The following is a 20086-nucleotide window of genomic DNA, read 5'->3' on the forward strand; positions in this document are numbered from 1 at the left end:
CCCCCCCTCTCATCAGACTCTTTTCTGCCTGACCCACACTACCGTCTCGCCACCTCGCGCTCCACTGCGGGGACGGGGCGCGTTCATACCATCTTTTCTTTACGAGTAAAGAAAAGTGACACCTCCATGTGCGTAAACGGCCAACCCCGCACAGCCGCGCCAGCAGCTAGAAGCAATAAAACATCGCCCACCCACGTCAGCAGCAACCCCAAGCCCGCTTAACACCCCCCTATCCCCCTGTCACGAAATCTTCAAATAAAACCTTGCCGATTCCCCCGCGCCCAACGGTCTAGATCCCAGGAGCATCGACGGCGCTTGCCATCGATGGACATGATCGCAGTGCCTGCTCGCCAAGCCATGCCAAGCAATGCCGGCCGAGCGGGCCACGCCGAATGAGCTAGACGGGAATGGAAGCCAGAATGAACATGCGCGTTCACTACAAGAAGATGCCCTCGCGACAGACAACGCGATTCAGCAGAACGGTACTCACGATCCGACCGCTGGCCCACGCCATCGCATTGCTCGTGGCGGCCGGCGGCAGCATGCAGAGCGCGCATGCGCAACAAGCCTTCAGCCGCGCCTGGATGGCGCAAAAGAACCTGATGCAGGACACGGCGGCGGCAACTGGCCGCTTGCCCAACGGCCAGCCCGCCGCATCGCTTACCAACCCGCAGGCGCAACAGCAACGCGCCAACGAACAACTGCAACGCTCCATCGACAACCTCAACGTGGCCGCGMGCGGCATCGCCGCCATGCAGGCCGCGCAGGCCGCCGCGCGGCAGGCGGCGATGAACGATGCGTCGGTGCCCGATGGCCTGGCCGAAGGCGGCCTGAAGGTGGATACCAACAGCCTGAGCGCGGGCTGGATCAACGCGAGGCCGCTGGACAAGGAAACCGGGCAGAAGGTCGTCGACGGCAGGACGCAGGTTACCGTGCGGCAGACCGCGGACAAGGCCATCCTGAACTGGGAGACCTTCAACGTCGGCCGGAACACGACGGTGCAGTTCGACCAGCAGCCGAGCTGGGCGGTGCTCAACCGCGTCAACGATCCGCAGGCGCGGCCCAGCCAGATCCAGGGGCAGATCAAGGCAGACGGCACGGTGATGATCGTCAACCGCAACGGCATCGTGTTCTCGGGCAGCAGCCAGGTCGATACGCGCAACCTGGTGGCGGCAGCAGCGGGCATGACGGATTCGCAAATGCGCAAGGGTCTCTACAGCGATGCGCTTGGCGTTGGCAATGTGCCGACCTTTGCCAACGACCTGGTCACCACCCCGAGCACGTCATCGAACGGCAATGCCACGGGCGACGTGATTGTCCAGGCCGGCGCGCGCATCGAAACGCGCAAGCCGCAATCGGTGACCGAAGGTGGCGGCTATGTACTCCTGGCCGGGCGCGAAGCGCACAACCACGGGTCCATCTCCACGCCGGGCGGGCAGGTCACGCTGGCCGCCGGCGACAGCTTCATCATCCGCAGGGGCGTTGGCACCGATGCCAACCAGGATTCGAGCACGCGCGGCAACGAGGTCAGCGTGCAGCGCAACACCGGCAGCCTGGCGGGCCGCGTGAGCAACAGCGGCTTTCTGCAGGCGGCGACCGGCGACATCACRCTGGTTGGCCGCAGCGTGGAGCAGGCCGGCGTGGCGCTTGCCAGTACCTCGGTCAACACGCGCGGCACGCTACACCTGAAAGCCGCGGGAGACGCCGAGAGCCGGGTGATCCTGGCGCCCGGCAGCGTCAGCGCCATCCTGCTCGACGACAGCAACGCGACGGCCTTGGACGCGCAGCGCGACGTGCTGATCAAGGACTCCGCCCGGCCGAGCGATGGCGCCTACAACCGGCGCGACCAGTCTCTGGTGAAGATCGATTCCAGCGGCGACGTCGACTTCCAGTCCGACTCCATGACGCTCGCCACCGGCGGCCAGGTGATGGTGGGCGCCGTGCGCCGCACGCGCGTGGCGGACCGCGYCGCGATCGACGTGGCCGGCGCCGTGGGCGTCAGCGTGGCGATGGAATCCAACAATGTCATGATCAACGTGCAGGGCAACGAGCAGCGCGACGCCCCGCTCAACCGCGACAGCAAGCTGCTCAACAACGCCAATATCTGGATCGACCGCCGCACGCTGGTGCGCGTCRCCGCGGGCACCAACGGCTATGCCACCGAGCGCATGTACACGGGCGGGGGCCTGCTGGAAGTCAGCGGCTACCTGAGCACCGGCGGCCACAGCATCGGCGAATGGGCCGCGCAGGGCGGCACCGTGGGCTTCAGCGGCGGCGAGCTGGTCACGCAGGCCGGGTCCGGCATCAACGTCTCCGGCGGTTCGCTGAACGTGCAGAGCGGCATCATCAAGCAGACCTGGCTCAGGGGAGCCGACGGGCGCTTGTACAACCTGGCTACCGCGCCTGCGGACAACCTCTACACCGGGCTGTACCGCGGCTTCGAGAACGCGCACGCGCGCTGGGGCAAGAACACCACGGAATACTTCCTCAGCCCGCTGATTGCGCCGGGCGAGCGGCTGGAAAACGGCTACACGCTCGGGCGCGATGCCGGGCGCGTGGTCGTTGGCACGCAGTCCGCGGTGCTCGAAGGCCATGTCGACACCACGGTATTCCAGGGCGATCGCCAGCGCGAGGCGCGTGATGTCAGCCTGGACGGCTACAAGCAATCGCAGATCGCCGCGCCACGTGCCGGCCAGCTGATCGTGGGGCAGCTCACGCCGATCTACGACAACAAGACCGGCATGCTGCGCGACAGCCCGCAGGCACTGGTKAAACAGGTGGAGATCGGCGCCGTGCCAGGCATCGCGGATGGCCTGGCCATGACGGACGCGCTGCCCGACGAGCGCAAGGGCAAGTTGCGCCTGGATGCCGGGTGGATCAATGGGCTTGGCCTGGGCGCCTTGAAGGTCTACGCCAGGGACGGCATCGACGTTGGCGCCGCCGTGCAAGTGGCCGCGGGCGGCGACCTCGCGCTGCATGCCACGCAGGTGGACGTGCKGGCGGACCTCGCGGCGCGTGGCGGCCGCATCGCGCTGGGCAACATGCTCAATCAGTACACCAGCAGCGCCGGTGGCGCCTGGCTGGACGTGCCGGTGGTGGCGATACCGGCCAAGGGCTATACGCCCGGCGTTTCGGTGGGCGACGGTGTCACGCTGGATGGGCGGGGGCTGTGGTCCAACCTCGAGCTGGACTTCACCCGGATCGGCGGGCTGCCCTACGTCAACGGTGGCGCGATCACCATCAGCAGCACTGGCGACGTCACCCTTGGCACCGGCAGCGTGCTGGATGTGTCGTCGGGCGCGGCGTTGCTCGCCGGCAACAAGGTGCAGGGCGGGCGGGGCGGCAATATCACGCTGTTGTCCAACCAGAACGACGTCGCCGGCAACGGTTCCGGCGCCTTGCGGATGAACGGCGAACTACGCGGCTAMGGCGTTAAGGGCGGGGGGACGCTCACCATCGACACCGGCGTGGGCATTGCCATCGGCGGCGGCTTGCTGGCCGACAGCGGTTTGTTGCCGGCGGGCCAGTCGGTATCGGTCAACCTGACGCTGGCGCAGCCGGTCACGCTGCCGGCCGGCACGGTGCTGTCCAGCGATTTCACGTACGCGGCGGACACTGTTGCGCCGGGCCAGGCGATGCAAGGCAACCCGTTGTTCAGCACGACGCGTAAGGTCACGCTGCAAGCGCCGTGGCTGGTGCCGCGCGGCACGACCTGGAACTTCGCGGTCATCGACGACAAGGGCCGCTTTTATGCCAACGGCAACATCGCCCCCGCCGGTACCGTGCTGGTAGGCTCATCGGGCGACCTGGCACCGGGATACGTGGTGCCGGCGGACGTCTTTCCCAACGGCATCCCCGTGCCCGAATTCAATAACACCCTGCTGGCCGGCACGCCGTTGCCCAAGGACGTGGTGCTGGCCGAGGGCGCCAGGCTGCTGGCCGGCACGAAGCTGCCGGGCGCGGTGGCGGTCAAGCCGCTGCTGGTGATCGGCAACGAGGTGTTCCAGAGCGGCTTCTCGCGCTACGCTGTGGCCGCCCAGCAAGGCGTGCAGATGGCCCGGGATGCCAACGTGGCGGTAGCCATGCCGGTGCTGCGCTTTGACGCCGCCGCGGGCCACGCGGTGGCCAGCGGCGCCGATCCGGCGCAAGTCCTGGAGCGCTGGCTGCCGCCGTTGTGGCAGGAAGACCCGCTCAAGGCCACGCTGGCCCAGCGCGGCGGCGCCGACCTGGCGTTGTCGGCCGGCTCTGTCTACACCCAGGCGCCGCTGGTCGTCGGGCAGGGCGCCACCGTGACCGTGGATCCGGGCCGTGCGCTGACCCTGCAGGGCAATGGCCAGATCACCGTCGAGGGCACGTTGAACGCCTGGGGCGGCAATATCGCATTGCTGCCCGGCAAGCTTGGCACCGGCAACCAGGCGGACCGGCCCAACGGCATCGCGAATGCCATGTCGATCTGGATCGGCAACGGCGCCGTGCTCGATGCCGCCGGCCGCGCGGTCACCGCCGTCGACGCACGCGGGAACGCATACGGCAAGGTGGGCCAGGGTGGCACGATCGAGATCGGCGCGCGCCACAACCTGGACGCTACCCAGATCGACGCCGCGGACGCCTTCGTCGTGGTTCGGCCCGGCGCGCGCATCGATGCCTCTGGCGCTTCCGCGCGGCTGGACCTGCCCGGGCTGGGTGCCACGCAGGTGGCGAGCGACGGTGGCGTCATCGCGCTGAGTTCCTTCCGCGGCCTGTTCCTGGACGGCAGCCTGCGCGCGGCTGCCGGCGGCCAGGGCGCCGCCGGCGGCACGCTGGCGCTGAACCTGGAGACGCCGGCCTACGGTCCGGTGGACAACTATAGCCAGAAGAGCCCCAGCGTCGAGGACGCGGTGCGGGCCGCGCGCGAGCTGGTGGTGGCGCAAACGCAGGGCGCCACCGCGCTGGCGGCCGGATTGCGGCCTGGCGAGCGCGATGCCGCCCTGGCCTACGGCGCCGGGCGCATCGGCGTGGACCGCATCGGGGCAGGCGGGTTCGACAACGTCGCGCTGCTGGCCAACGGCTTGATCAGCTTCGATGGCAACGTCAACCTGGCCGTGGGGCAGAGCTTGCGCCTGACGACCAGCGCGATCGCGCTGGCGGAGCATGCCGCAGCCGGCACCCAGGTCAGCCTGGCCGCGCCCTATGTCCGCCTGGCCGGCACGACCCGCGTTCCGCCCGACTTCTACTACATGCCCAACCCCACAGTGAACACCACGGGCGTGCCGCTGGTGTCGCAAGGCACCCGGTTGCAAGTCGAGGCGGACCTGCTGGACCTGGTGAGGGCCACGCAGATCGGCGTGCGCGGCGTCATCAAGCGCAACGCCGACACATCGCTGGCGGTGGAGCGAGGTGCCTTTGACGAAACGACCCTGCGCAGCCGCGGCGACATGCGCATGTACCGCGACGCCTCGCTGAACGTACCCGGCAACCTCACGCTGGCGGCCGCGCAGATCTACCCGGGCATGGGCGATAGTGGCTCGGTGACGGTCGGACAGCGCAGTTTTCTCGACAACTACGGCAACGTCCAGCGCGAATTCGACCCGGCGCGCCACCTCAACATCGAGCGCGTGGGCGATGAGTTGCCCGCCATGCCCTATTCCGTCTTCGGCCGCCTGAGCTTGAGCGCCCCGACCATCAACCAGGGTGGCGTGGTGCGGGCGCCGCTGGGCAACCTCGAGCTGGGATCGGCGGGCTATGGCGCTGTGACGGAGCACCTGAACCTGCTGCCGGGCAGCGTGAGCTCGATCAGCGCCAACGGGCTGGTCATGCCCTATGGCGGCTCGCTGGACGGGCTCAGCTATCTGCAGGACGGCAAGGACGTGGTGTTCAACGGCGTGGGCAATGGCCCCGCCATGACCCTGACCGGGAAGACCATCGACGTGCGGCAGGACGCGGTGCTGGACCTGCGCGGTGGCGGCACGCTGACCGGCGCGGCCTTCCTCGCCGGGCGCGGTGGTTCGGTGGATGCGCGCATGAACCCGCTGGTGCAGGTCGGTGCCCGCGGCGGCTTCACCTTGCCGGGCCTGTCGACCAACCCGGTCTATGCGATCGTGCCGGGCGTGCAGCCCGGCTATGCGCCGGTGGTGGCGGAGAAAGGGGCCAGCGATCCGGCCATCGGCCGCCAGATCACCATTGGTGCCGGCGTGCCGGGCCTGCCCGCCGGCACCTACACGCTGTTGCCTTCCACCTTCGCCTTGTTGCCCGGCGCGTTCCGCGTCGRGCTCAACGGGCTTGGCAATGGCACGTTGGCGGCCGGCGGCGCCATGGCCATGCGCAATGGCTCGTACGCGGCCTCGGCGCAGCTGGGCGTGGCCAACACAGGCATCCGCAACGCCGTGCCTACCCAGGTCTTCCTGACGCCAGCCGACGTATTGCGCAGCTATTCGCAATATAACGAGATGAGCTACGCGGATTTCGCGCTGGCCCAGGCCGCCCGCGAGGGCGTGCCGCGCGTCCAGCTGGAGCGAGACGCCAAGACACTGCGCTTGTCCTTCGCGCCGACCACGCCGCGCGCCCCTGGCGATGAACCTGTCCTGCACTTTGCCGGGCGCGCCTTGTATGCGCCCGCCGCAGGCGGCTTTGGCGGCAGTGCGCTGATGATGGGCGAAACCAGCTACGAAATCCTGGCCACCGGCGCGGCGCCGACGCCGGGTTTTAGCGGCACCTCGCTATACGCGGCCGATATCAATGCCATCGGCGCCTCGCGCATCGGCATCGGCGGGTTGCCGTCAGTGCGCTATGTCGACTACACCGGCAGCAGGCAACGCGCCAACATCGCCACGTTCGATAGCGGAGCGTGGAGCATCTTCCTGCGCGAAGGCGCGGTGCTCAAGGCCGCCGAGGTGTACCTGGTGACCAATACCAAATCGGGCGGCATCTTCGTGGAGCAGGGCGGCGGCATCAATACGCTGGGGCAGGGCAAGGCCGCCTGGGATGCCACCAACGGCTATGTCTACGACCCGGGCTCCAGCAGCGTGCTGGCGGTCTCCAATGGCTGGCTGGACATGCTGGCGCCGGGCTACAGCGCGGATCCCCTCCGGGGCGCGGGCCGCATCGACATCGGCGCCTGCAGCCCGGGCGCCGTCTGCCACGGCACCACGCCGCTGTATTCCGAAGGCACCATMGCTGCCTCGACCGATCAGAGCTTCAACCTGCGCGACGCGGTACGCTACGGCACGCGCAACCTGGTATTGTCGGTCGGCGGCATCAACGCGGGCAACCAGGCCACGCTGGCGGACCTGGCCGCGCGCAGTGCATTGCCGCCAGGCCTGACGCTGAATCAGGAGGTGCTGGACCGGCTCCTGAAGGGCGACACCAGCACCGGCGCGCCGGCCCTGGAGAACCTGACGCTGACCGCGCGCGATGCGCTGCGCTTTTATGATTCKGTGGCGCTGTCCACCATCGACCCGGCCACCGGCAAGTCCTCGCTCGCGCGCCTGGTGCTGGGCACGCCGGCCATCCAGGGCTATGGCAATGCCGATGCGCTGGCCCGCATCCACACCGACATCCTGGTGTGGAACGGCGCGACCAACGCGCCGGGGCTGGTGGCAACCGGCGGCGCCGGCACGGGCAGTGGCCGCCTGCAGGTCGACGCGAAGCAGATCGAGTTCGGCTATGGCCCGAACAGCCGCCCCGACACCATCCACGCCATGGACCKGATGGTGCTGGGCTTCACGCAGGTCGACCTCAACGCCAGCGAGCGCATCACGGCCAACCAGAAGGGGTCGCTCGCGGTCTACCAGTCGCAAGGCGCCTGGGATGACGCCGCCAAGGGCTATGCCTACAGCGGCGGCAACCTGAATCTCAACACGCCGCTGCTGACCGGCCAGGCGGGCTCGGTCAACAAGATCACCGCCGGCGGCGACATCCGCTTGACGGCGCCTGCCGGTGCCGCAGCGCCGGCCTTGTCCGGCAAGGCCCTGGCCGAGGCCCTGGGCGCGGAGATCGCGCTCAACGGCAGTAGCGTGTCGCTGGACAGCACCGTGATCCTGCCCAGCGGCAAGCTCACCGTGTCCGCCGAGCGCGACGTGGTGTTGCGCGACGGCGCGCGGCTCGACCTGGCTGGGCGCAAGCTCGATTTCTATGACGTCAGCAAGTACAGCTGGGGCGGCGACGTGGTGCTGGAAAGCCGTGCCGGCGACGTGCGCCAGGCGGCGGGCGCGTTGATCGACGTTTCCGCCAAGGAGAACCGCGCGGGCAAGCTCACCGTGCTCGCGCTGGGCGCCGGCGCGGGCACCGTCGACCTGCGCGGCAGCGTGCTGGGCGGCAGCAGCGGCCACTACGATGCCGGTGGCACCCTGGTGCCGTTCGCGGCTGGCGGGGCAGATATCCGCGCGCAGCACATCGCCGATTTCACAGGACTGAACCAGCGCCTCAACGACGGCAAGCTCTCCGGCATCCGCAGCTTCCAGCTCAAGCAGGGCGACCTGGCCATCGGCGACGAGCTCAAGGCGCGCGAGGTCAGCGTGTCGGTGGACGGCGGCAAGCTCACCGTGACCGGCACCATCGACGCCAGCGGCGAGCAGGTCGGCAGCATCCGCCTGGCCGCGCGCAACGGCGTCACCATCGGCGGCGGCGCGCTGCTCGACGCGCACGGCACGGTGCTGCGCGTGGACAGCTACGGCCAGGTCATCGAAGCGCCCAACCGCGCCACCATCGAGATCAACGCCGGCACGGGCCGGCTCACGCTGGCGAGCGGCGCGCGCATGGACCTGCGCGCCGGCACCGGCGCCAGCGCACAGTCGCTCGGCACGGTTGAGCTCAACGCCCCGCGCCTGGGCGGCGCCACCGGCAACGATATCGATATCGACGCCAGCGGCGCGCTGCGCATCGACGGCGCGCGCTCCATCGCGGTCAACGGCTTCTGGTCTTACAAGGATGCGGCCTGGGGCACCGACCCGATGGCCGACGGTCGTCCCTACCAGGTCATCAACCAGGCCTACCTGGATGCCAAGCACGTAGACAGCCTGGCGTTCATGGGCAATGCGCTGGCCAACGCCGACCTGATGAACCGCAAGCTCGCCGGCCTGCGCGGCTATGCGGATGCTCTCCATCTGCGCCCGGGCGTGGAGATCGTCAGCGCCACGCCGGACGGCGACCTGCACATCGATGGCGACATCGATCTGTCGCGTTACCGCTATGCCAGCGTCAACCCGCGCACGCAGCAGACCAGTGTCTATGGCTCCGGCGAAGCCGGCGCCCTGGTGCTGCGCGCGGGCGGCAACCTGAACGTCTATGGCAGCCTGACCGATGGCYTCGATGCCTCGGCGCTGCCGGTCACTCCGGACGATCAGGGCTGGGTCTTGGTCAAGGGCCGGGTGCCCTGGGGCGGCGATGTCGTCATCCCGCAGGGCCAGCTGGTCACGCTGGCGGAAGACACCTTCTTCCTGTCCGGCCGCACGCTCAACTACGACCTGCCGATCAAGGCCGTGAGCCTGCGTCCCGGCACGGTGCTGCCGGCGCGCGCCACGCTGGCGGCGGACCTGGTCCTGCCAGCCGGTACGATACTGGGCGGGGCGGTGCGCGATGCGCAGGGCAACGTCGTGCAGGCGGCGGGCACGGTGCTGTCGCAGCCGCTGACGCTGGCCAGCGGCATGCAGCTCGACGCCGGCAACCGGCTCACCGGCGGGGCCAGCGTGGCGGCCATGACCTGGCCGGCCGGCGTGCCGCTGCCGCAGACCGGCACGAGCGTGGATACCGCGCCAGGGGTCTACCTGGCGAACGCGCTCGCCTTGCGCAAGGGCGCGGTGATCCCGAGCGAAACGGTGGTCAAGCTGCCGGACGATGCGGTCATGGTGTCACTGCGCCCAGGAGACGCCAGCGGCAACCAKGGCCGCAACTGGGCGCTGGCGCCGATGCTGCCCGAGGGCTCGCAATCGTGGTCGGTGCGGCTGGTGAGCGGCGCGGACACGCAGGCCGCGGACACGCGTGCCTTGCAGGCGCGCAGCAAGCAGGCGTCCATGCTGCTGGCCGACACCCACTACGGCCTGGTCTCGGCGAACGTCTTATTGCCGGGCACCGGCCTGCCGGGCGAATACGTGTGGGCGGGCAATTCGCTGGAAATCATCGGCATCGAGCCCGGCACGCCGATCAACCTGGACGAATGGGGCGGGGAGGAAGAGGTCAAGAACCTCAACGACCAGGGATATGGCCTGCTGGTCGTCAAGGTCAAGGACGGCACGCCGCCGGTGTACAGGGCGCAGCTGCAGCCGGCCCGCCAGCAGCTTTTCAGCGTGCTGCGCACCGGCACCGGCGACCTGGACCTGATCTCGGGCGGCGACTTCACMATGACTTCGCCGTTCGGCGTCTACACCGCCGGTACGCAGTCCGCCGGCGTGGGCGCGGCGTACAACCTGCCACGCGCCACCGCCTTCGACGGCACGCTGCTGGGCCCGGATGGCACGACGTTTGCGCCGTATATCGACGGCGGCAGCCAGAGCCTGTACCGCGCCTGGTATCCGGAGCACGGCGGCAACGTGCTGGTACGTGCCCAGGGCGACGTGAAGGGTGACCTGATCGGCGTCAGAGGCGGCCAGTCCCGGACCGACGCGATCGGCGTCCTACGCGCCCACGTCGGCTCCACCGCCGTTGGCAACTGGCTGTGGCGCCAGGGCACCGGCAGCGCCGTGACGGGCAGCGAAGGCGTGCCCACCGCCTGGTGGGTCAACTTCGGCAGCTATGTGGCCGGCCCGACGGAAGGCTACGACTTGTTCGCGAAAGCGCCGTTCCTGGTTGGGTTCACCGGCATCGGCACGTTGGGCGGCGGCAACCTGGTGCTGGAGGCCGGCGGCGATGCCGGCATGCTGTCGTCGCGCATGACGGCATCCGGCAACTATGTGTCGCGCAGCCAGGGCCTGAACCTGGCGGTGGCCAGCACGGGCCGCGTTTCGGCCGATGGCAAGCAGCTCACCCTGACCGGCGGCGGTGACCTCGACATCCGCATCGGCGGAGGGCTCAATCCGGTGGCGGAAGTGCGCGCCTTCTCCTCGCAGACAGGTGACGTCACGCCGGCCACCCGCTTCTCGGGGGTCTATAGCGATATCAACAGCACCTTCGTCAACCTGCGCGGGGCGTTGCGCATGGAGGCCGGTTCGGTGGGCGGCATCGAGCTGCGTTTCGACCGCGCGGATCCCGCCGAATCGCGCGCCTACGACGTGTACAAGGCCACGTCCTCCATCGCCAGCGGCGGCCCGGTGCTGGTACCCGGCGATGCCGGCGTGCGCATCGACGCGCGCGGCGACCTGGTGCTCGGCGGCGTGGGCGACCCGGGGCGTGTGGCGCTGGTCAACAACGGCACGCCGTTCCGGGCCAACGGCGCTAGCTACACCGGCGACGGCTGGACCTGGTTCTCGCTGTGGACGCCGGGCACCGCCATCGACCTGTTCAGCGCGGGCGGTAATCTGACGCCGTCCACCGCGGCGGCGGACAATGGCTCTGCCGGCAACCATACGGCGACCGACGGGCGTTTCATGATGCCGTCGGTGCTGCGCGCGGTGGCGGCCAGCGGCAGTTTCTACTACGGCAATTCCAGCACTGGCGCCATCGATGGAACTAGCCGGCCGGTCCAGTCCAGCACCACGCTGATGCTGGCCCCGTCGCCGGTGGGGCCGCAATACGCCCACACGGGCGCGGGCCAGCTGGAGCTGCTGGCCGCCGACTCGATCTACGCCGGCGGCTATGGGATCACGCAGTCTGGCGCCGATCCCACGGCCCTGCCAAATCCGTTCAACGCCGCGTTCAGCGGCAGCACGGTGAAGATCGTCTACGGCACGCTGAAACTGAGCAATATCAGCCCGGACGGGCTGGCTGCCAGCGTGTTCCTGGCGAACAACGGCGGCGCAGGTACGTACCAGGCGTACCCGTTGTTCAGTTTCACGCCGCCCACGGCCTCGGGCTACGCGGTCCCCGGCAGCCAGCCGGCGCGCTTCTATGCGGTCGATGGCGATATCGTCGGCCTGCGCACGGGGTCGATCATTTCTCGTGCCAATGGCGTCGGTTCGGCCCTGACGTTCGGTAACTGGTATGAAGGCGGCGGACCGGTGGCGATCCGCGCGGGGCGCGACCTTGTCAATGCGGGTACAGCGCTGGGCGAGGCCGAAGACGTGCCCGCCGATGGCCACGGCTGGTACATTCCTCCTCGCCGCGGCGACGGCACCTTCGCCGAAAAGCCGGTCGCGGTCCTGAATGCCAGCGCGCGTGGCAACCTGATCGTGCACAACAACCCTGACGATGTGTCCGTGGTCTCGGCCGGCCGCGACATCCGCCTCAGCAACTTCTACGTGGCCGGTCCCGGCTTGCTCGAAGTCACCGCCGGGCGCGACCTGTACATGGCCGACCGGGCCGAGCTCAAGAGCATCGGGCCGGTGGCCAACGTGACCCCGGGCGACCGCGGCAGCGGCGCCAGCATCGCGGTGGCGGCGGGCGTGGGCCGCAACGGGCTGGATTTCAACGCCTTCGCCAAGCGCTACCTGGATCCCGCCAACCAGGCGGATGCGGGCCGCGCCCTTGCCGACCAGCCGGGCAAGGTGGTGGCCATCTACAGCGGCGAGCTGAAGCTGGCCGACTGGCTGCGCGCCCAGTTCGGCTACGCGGGCGACGAGGCCGGCGCGCCGGCCTACCTGCAAGGCAAGCAGGCGGAGCTTGACAGCGCGCGCCAGCAAGCCTTGGCGGCCGGTGCGGCCGCCGCTAACCGCGACCTGCGGCGCGAGTACGGGCTGGCCAGCCAGCTGCACCTGGTCAACTGGCTGAGTGGCCGCTTTGGCGGGCATAACGGCCTGGGCCTGCACTTCGACGCGGCCAGCATGGACGCACGGCAGTTTTTCGCCGCGTTGCCGCCCGAGCAGCAGCGGGCCTACCTGCGCAACGTGTACTACGCCGAGCTCAAGGCCGCCGGGCGCGAGTACAACCAGGCGGGCGGCCCGCGCGAAGGCAGCTACCTGCGCGGACGCGAGGCCATCGCCACGCTCTTCCCCACGCATGACGCGCAGGGCAACGCGCTTGCCTACCAGGGCGACCTGACTATGTTCAGCAGCGCCAACTACTACGCCCCGGTCTCCGGGGCGCTCGCCACCAAGCGGCCGCTCAAGGGCGTCACCTACCTGCGGCGCGACGAGTACAAAGCGGCCGGCAACCCGTACAACATGGGCGTGTACGACCTGCTGGACGCCGGCATCCATACGGACTTCGGCGGCGACATCGACATCATGACGCCGGGCGGGCGCACGCTGGTCGGCGTCGATGGCGGTTTCGTCCCGGGCGAGGGCTCGGGCGTGCTGACGCAGGGGGCGGGCGAGATCCAGATCTACGCCAGGGACAGCATCCTGCTGGGGCAGAGCCGCATTTTCACCACCTTCGGCKGCAACATCCTGGCGTGGTCGGCGCAGGGCGACATCAACGCCGGGCGTGGCTCCAAGTCCACCGTGGTCTACACGCCGCAGCGGCGCGTGTACGACAACATCGGCCTGGTCACGCTGTCGCCCACCACGCCCAACACCGGCGCAGGCATCGCCACGCTCAACCCGGTCCCAGAGGTACCGCCGGGCGACATCGACCTGATCGCGCCGCTGGGCACCATCGACGCGGGCGAAGCCGGCATCCGCGTGTCTGGCAACATCAACATTGGCGCGCTGCACGTGGTCAACGCCGAGAACATCCAGGTGCAGGGCAAGGCCACCGGCATCCCCGTGCTGGCCGCGGTGAACGTTGGCGCGCTGACCAACGCCAGCGCGGTGGCTTCGCAGGCGGTGGGCGCGGCGCAGGACGCGCTGCAGCGCGAGCGCAGGGCGGCGCGCCAGGGCTTGCCCTCGATCTTCACCGTGCGCGTGCTCGGCTTTGGCACGGACACGGATGAGGCAGCGCCCAAGGCGAGGGAAGGGGCCAAGGCGCCGCCGGCCAGCTACGACCCCAACGGGGTGGTGCAGGTGCTGGGCCAGATGGACCTGAGTGAGTCGCAGCTCAGCCAGTTGAGCGCCACGGAGCGCCGCAATCTCCGGCGCTGAGCCCCTGGCGGGGGCGCTCCCGCGCGCGCGCGGGCTGCGATGGCGCCACCCGTGGTGGGCGTGGCAAGTGTTGTCATGGAGCGTGGCGACATTGGCTGCGCCTACCTTCCTCACCATCGGCGTGCTGCTGATGCAGGACGCGCGCAGCGATCATCCGTTCTTCTGGCCGTCGCTGATGGGGATCGTGGCGGCAGCCAACGCCGTGGCGATCCTGCGCATCAACCACCTGCACCGGCACGCCGCCTTCACCGGGCGCGCGGCACTGGCGCTGCGGTATTCGTGCGCCGGCATGTCGGCGGGCTGCGCCATGTTCCTGGTCCTGGGCTGGGGCACGGGCGTGCTACCGGAGATGGTGGCGGCGATGGCGGGTACGGTCGACGCGGCTGCGCCAGCAGTGGCGACGGCGCCGTGGAGCGCGGCGATGGCCGTGGTGTTCGGCGTTGGCTCCTTCGCGCACGCCGGCGTGCTGCATGCGTGGATCGGCTTTTGCCATGCGCAGGAGGGGGCTGGCTAGCGGATGGCTAGCCAGCCTTGCGCACCACCGGCCGCGTGAAGATCAGCGCGGTCTCGGTGCCGGCGGTGTCGGGGTCGTACAGGTCCCAGTCCAGCCCGCACAGCGAGAATCCCAGCGCGCGGTAAAAGCCGATGGCCGGGTAGTTGGTGTTTTGCGTTTCGGCGCGCAGGCAGCGGGCTGGCGTTGCTAGCAGCAGGCGGTTGATTTCCCCCAGCAGCACGCGGCCGATGCCGGTGCCGCGGAACGCGGGCGCGACGAAGATGGCGCTCAGCAGCGCAGACCGGTTCCAGGCTTCGAGCCTGACGGCGGCAAAGCCGCCGATGTCGCCGCTTGCGCTCTCGAACACCAGCGCGTGGTCGGCCTTGGCGCAATCCTGCTCGAAGCCGGACGGGTCGTAGTGGTTGAGCACGGGCTGGCCCAGCACCTGCTCCACGAGCCAGATGCCCAGCGGGCCGCTTTTGACCGCGTAGATGCGATCGGTCTCGTAGGTGGTGTCGAGCTTGAGGATGCCGGCGCCGTCACGCGCCCAGTCGAGCGGTCTGATACTCATGCGGTGATGCTTTCACGTGCGGTGCGTGCCGGCCTTGACCCGTTTCCCATTCTAGGCGGCCCGCCCTGGTTGTGCATTGCCCATGCGCCGCTTGGGCGCCGATGCCCTCAACGCCGGCGCAGCAGCGCTTCGAGCTCCCCTGCGGCGTGCTTGAGCACCGGCAGGTAGTGCTGCTCCAGGTGCGCCGCGCCACGGCTGCCCAGCACCATGCTCAGGCCCAGTCCCGCCACCACCTTGCCGGACTCGGCGCGCACCGGCACCGAGATGCCGGCGAAGCCGTCCACCAGTTCGCTGATCAGCGTGCAGTAGCCGTCGCTGCGCACTTGCTTGAGCGTGCGCGCCAGCGCCGTGCGCGAGCTGACCGTAAACGGGGTGAGCTTGCGTAGCTGCGCGGTGGCAAGGTAAGCCTCGAGCGCCTTGTCGTCCAGCCCGGCCAGCAGCACGCGGCCGAGCGAGTGGGCGTAGGCCGGCATGCGCCGCCCCACGCCCATGTCGACCCGSAGGATCTGCGGCGGCTCTTCGCGCGCCACCAGCGCCACCGATTCGCCGTCCAGCACGCCCAGCGAGCAGGTTTCCCCCGTCTGCTCGGAGAGCGCCTTGAGGTAGGGCGCGGCCAGTTGCGGCAGGTTCATCGACGCAAAGTACGCGTAGCCCAGGTCCATCACGCGCGGGGTGATGGAAAAGTCCCGGCCGTCCTGCGCAACGTAGCCGTTGTGCTGCAGGGTCAGCAGCAGCCGCCGCGCCGCGGCGCGGGTCACGTCGAGCTGTTCCGCCACGTCCTGCATGGTGAGGCTCCCCGCGCCGGAGGCGAACAGGCGCAGCAGCGCCAGGCCATTGGTCAGCGAATCGAGCAGCTCTTCCTTTTTCTGCGGGTTGGCCAGGGGCGTTTCGGGGCTGTTCATAGCGTGGGGAGACGGAAATAGGGTGATTTTAGTGCGATGAACGCACTTGCGCGATGCCGGCATGACTACGTATGATAGGTGTTTTGCGAACAAATGTTCGCGGAATGTGTGGTGCTGAGTGCGGTCCGGCGCAGTGCGTGCAGGTGGCACGCCGCGCCGAGAAGAACACGATGGAGACAGCCATGAAGGTCATCAGCGCGCAGCAGGCGGCTGCGCTCGTGCAATCCCGGTGGACGATGGCGAGCGCTGGTTTCGTGGGCGCCGGCCATGCCGAGGCGGTGACGGACGCGCTCGAGCGTCGTTTCCTGGACGCCGGCATGCCGCGCGACCTGACGCTGGTGTATTCGGCGGGGCAGGGCGACCGCGGCGCGCGCGGGGTGAACCACTTTGGCAATGCGGGCATGACCGGGCGTATCGTGGGCGGGCACTGGCGCTCCGCCACGCGCCTGGCCTCGCTGGCCATGGCTGAGGCGTGCGAGGGCTACAACCTGCCGCAGGGCGTGCTGACGCACCTCTATCGTGCCATCGCCGGCGGCAAGCCCGGCGTGCTGACCAAGATCGGCCTGCACACGTTCGTTGATCCGCGCACTGCGCAGGACAGCCGCTACCACGGTGGCGCCATCAACCGCAGCGCGCAGGCGGCGATTGCCGAGGGCCGCGCGAACTGGGTCGAGGCGGTCGATTTCCGCGGCGACGAATACCTGTTCTATCCGAGCTTCCCGATCCACTGCGCGCTGATTCGCTGCACCGCCGCCGATACGCGCGGCAACCTGAGCACGCACCGCGAGGCCTTTCACCACGAACTGCTGGCGATGGCGCAGGCGGCGCACAACTCCGGCGGCATCGTGATCGCGCAGGTGGAGTCGCTGGTGGATCACCACGACAACCTGCAGGCCATCCACGTGCCCGGCATCCTGGTCGACTACGTGGTGGTGAGCGAGAACCCGGCGCATCACCAGATGACGTTCGCGGAGCAGTTCAATCCGGCCTACGTGACGCCGTGGCAAGGGGAAGCCGCCAGCAACGCCAATGCCGCCAACGCCGCCAACGCCGCCAGCGCACCGGCGCCAGAGGTGCCGGCCGTAGCCCCCGTGCTTGATGCCCGCACCATCGTGCAGCGGCGCGCGGTGCTGGAGCTGGCGCGCAGGCAGCCGCGCGTGGTCAACCTCGGGGTTGGCATGCCCGCTGCCGTCGGCATGCTGGCGGTGGAGGCTGGCGTCGAAGGCTTCACGCTCACGGTGGAAGCCGGCCCGATCGGCGGCACGCCCGCGGATGGCCTCAGCTTTGGCGCATCCGCCTATCCGGAAGCGATCGTCGACCAGCCGGCGCAGTTCGATTTCTACGAGGGCGGCGGCATCGATCTCGCCATCCTCGGGCTGGCCGAGCTGGACGGGCACGGCAACGTCAATGTCAGCAAGTTTGGCGAAGGTGCCGAAGCGCTGATCGCCGGCGTTGGCGGCTTTATCAACATCACGCAGAGCGCCAAGGCCGTGGTCTTCGTTGGCACGCTCACCGCCGGTGGCCTGGAGGTGTGCGCCGAGAACGGCGCCCTGCGCATCGTGCGCGAAGGCCGCGTGAAAAAGATCGTGCCGCAGGTCTCGCACCTGAGTTTCAACGGCCCTTATGTGGCCTCGCTCGGCATCCCCGTGCTCTACATCACCGAGCGCGCCGTCTTTGAGATGCGCCCCGACGCCATCGGCGCGGAGCACCTGACCCTGATCGAGATCGCGCCGGGCATCGACCTGCAGCGCGATGTGCTGGACCAGTGCGCCACCGCGGTCACCGTGGCGCCCGACCTGCGCACCATGGATGCGCGGCTGTTCCGCTCAGGTCCGCTGAAGCTCTGAGGCTCTAAAGCTCTAAAGCCCTGAGGCGCGCTGCGCCGCCGCCCGATAACAAACGACCGGCCATGACCGGTCATGGAGGAGGCCATCGAAGCTTTGTCCTGTCTTTCCCGTTGGTTTTGCTGGATCGCCGACGTGCGCGCAGGCTGTCAAGCCGGCACGCGTCATTGCTGGATTACGTTTCATACTCATCATGCAGAAGACAAGCCGTCGTATTTTCTCGCGCCGCCTGGGTGCGGCCATCCTGGGCGTTTCGCTGCCGCTGTGCGCGCCGCAGGCCTTCGCGCAAGCCTATCCGTCCAAACCGATCCGCCTGGTGGTGCCGTTCCCGCCGGGCGGCCCGACCGATACCGCCGCGCGCATCATCGGCCAGAAGATGGGCGAATCGCTCAAGCAGACGGTGGTGGTGGACAACCGCCCGGGCGCCTCCGGCACGATCGGCGCGGAAGCCGTCGCCAAGAGCGCGCCGGATGGCTACACGCTGATGGTRCTGGCCACGCCCACGCTGCTGGCGCCGCACCTGATCAGCCGCAAGGGCTACGACATCTTCAAGGATTTCACGCCGATCGGCTCTGCCTACGACCTGCCCATCGTCATGGTGGTCAACCCGCAGGCCATGCCCGACGTGACTRACCTGCAGCAATACATCGCCCGCGCCAAGGCCAAGCCCGGCGCGCYCAACTACACCAGCGCCGGCAACGGCAGCTTTGGCCACCTGTCCACCGAACTGCTCAAGAGCACCGGGCATGTCGACGTCCAGCACGTGCCCTACAAAGGCAGCGCGCCGGCGATCTCCGATCTGCTGGCCGGCCAGGTGCCGATGATGTTCTCCGACATGATCGCGGCGCTGCCGCACATCAAGGCCGGCAAGCTGCGTCCCATCGCCGTGGGCTCGGCCAAGCGCGTGAGCTTCACGCCCGATGTGAAGACGGTGGCGGAGCAGGGCTTTCCCGGTTTCGAGGCCACCGCCTGGGGCGGCCTGCTGGCCCCCGCCGGCACGCCCAAGGACGTGATCGCCAAGTTGTCGGCCGAACTGAAGGCGGCGCTGGCCGATCCCGTGGTGCAGGAAAAGATGCTCGGCGCGGGCACGGTCGCTGCCTACCAGCCGCCTGAACAACTGGCGTCGCGCATGCGCAACGACTACAAGAAGTGGGGCAAGGTGATCCAGGACAACGGTATCAAGAGCGACTGAGTCTGGTCGGGCGCGAAACTGGATGAAGCCGAAATGGAAAACGGGCCGCATGCAGTGAATGCATGCGGCCCGTTGTCTAGCCGGTCAGCCAGTCGGCCAGTCCGGCGGTCAGCCAGGTGGCCGTCAGTTGCTGGCGTTGCTTCCCGGCTCGACCTCCGGCGCGTTGACGGCATGGCTGGCGTGCTTCAGCGGCAAGACCTGCGCGTTGTCCGTGTGCGATGCCGCTTGCGCAGCCGCGAGGCTGGGGACCAGGCCCTGCAGCGAGCCGCCGGCCAAGCCCACTTCCTTGAGCAACGAATCGATCAGCGGCGCATGCGCGCGGTAGGACAGCGCGGCGGACATCGCCTGCTCGGCAAGATTGCCGTTGCCATTTCCATTTCCATTGCCGCCACCGTTGCCTGCGTCGCCGGTTGCCGCCGCGCCGCCGCGGTTGAGGCCGTCGACCTGGATGATCTTGATGCCGTCGATCGCCTTCATCGGCTCCACGCTCTGCTGGATCACGCCCGGCAGCGCCTGCAGCAGCGCCAGCTTGAACTTCAGGCTGGTCTGGTCCGACGACAGCGCGTTGATGGCGTCGTTGAGCGCGCGCTGCGCCTCGGCTTCGGCCAGGCCCTTCTTGCGCGCGGCCTCGGCCAGTTCAACGATGGCGGTGGCCTGCATCTGCGCAGCCTCGCGCTCGGCGCGTGCCTGCGTGGTGACGTGCACCGCCTGGGTCTCGGCCTCTTGCGCGGCCTCGATCAGGGCCACCTGCTTGGCGCGGTCGGCTTCCGCCGTGCGCCGTGTGGTCTCCACCATCTGCTCGGCCTTGACCGCTTCAGCCAGCGCCTCGTTGGCGCGCCCCTGCGCCTGCGATTGCGCTTCCGACTTGGCGGCGATCACGATGGCCTTTTCCTGCTCGGCGATTTCCGTCACCTTGGCCTGCTCGATGGCCGCCATCTGGGTGACGCGCTGCTGCTCGATTTCCTTGACCCGCACGTCGCGCTCGGCTTCCACCTTGCGCGTGCGCACGGCCTGCTCGCGCTGGATCTCGGACTCCTGCACCTGGCGCTCGGCGGTGATG

The 20086-nt window shown here is 68.9% G+C and carries 7 protein-coding genes; 4 read left to right on the forward strand and 3 right to left on the reverse strand.

The features are described from left to right. The first annotated feature begins 425 nt into the window (after window positions 1-425). Together AC1DS3_RS18785 and AC1DS3_RS18790 are read left to right on the forward strand one after the other, a co-directional pair. The gene (locus AC1DS3_RS18785; RefSeq protein ID WP_477127694.1) at window positions 426-14024 is read left to right on the forward strand and encodes a filamentous haemagglutinin family protein; all 13599 of its coding nucleotides are present in this window, start codon (window positions 426-428) and stop codon (window positions 14022-14024) included. A gap of 91 nt (window positions 14025-14115) precedes the next feature. Continuing rightward, entirely contained in the window at window positions 14116-14538 is a 423-nt protein-coding gene (locus AC1DS3_RS18790) for a hypothetical protein (RefSeq protein WP_441635226.1), read from the forward strand. A 7-nt stretch (window positions 14539-14545) separates the two neighbouring features. On the opposite strand, the gene AC1DS3_RS18795 is transcribed toward AC1DS3_RS18790, so the two are convergent. Together AC1DS3_RS18795 and AC1DS3_RS18800 are read right to left on the reverse strand one after the other, a co-directional pair. Further along, entirely contained in the window at window positions 14546-15088 is a 543-nt protein-coding gene (locus AC1DS3_RS18795; RefSeq protein WP_477127689.1) for a GNAT family N-acetyltransferase, read from the reverse strand. 107 nt (window positions 15089-15195) lie between these two features. Then, window positions 15196-15990 (reverse strand): IclR family transcriptional regulator domain-containing protein, encoded by a 795-nt coding sequence (locus AC1DS3_RS18800; protein ID WP_477127690.1) that lies wholly within the window; start codon window positions 15988-15990, stop codon window positions 15196-15198. Window positions 15991-16172: 182 nt separating this feature from the next. Between AC1DS3_RS18800 and AC1DS3_RS18805 the strand changes: the two genes are divergently transcribed. Next, entirely contained in the window at window positions 16173-17837 is a 1665-nt protein-coding gene (locus AC1DS3_RS18805) for an acyl CoA:acetate/3-ketoacid CoA transferase (protein ID WP_477127691.1), read from the forward strand. Window positions 17838-18027: 190 nt separating this feature from the next. Beyond that, entirely contained in the window at window positions 18028-19026 is a 999-nt protein-coding gene (locus AC1DS3_RS18810; RefSeq protein WP_477127692.1) for a Bug family tripartite tricarboxylate transporter substrate binding protein, read from the forward strand. Between the two features lie 123 nt (window positions 19027-19149). Here AC1DS3_RS18810 and AC1DS3_RS18815 read toward each other — a convergent pair. Beyond that, a partial coding sequence (locus tag AC1DS3_RS18815; RefSeq protein WP_477127693.1) for a flotillin family protein occupies window positions 19150-20086 on the reverse strand: 937 nt, incomplete at its 5' end.

The organism is Cupriavidus sp. 01L46, assembly GCF_056399905.1.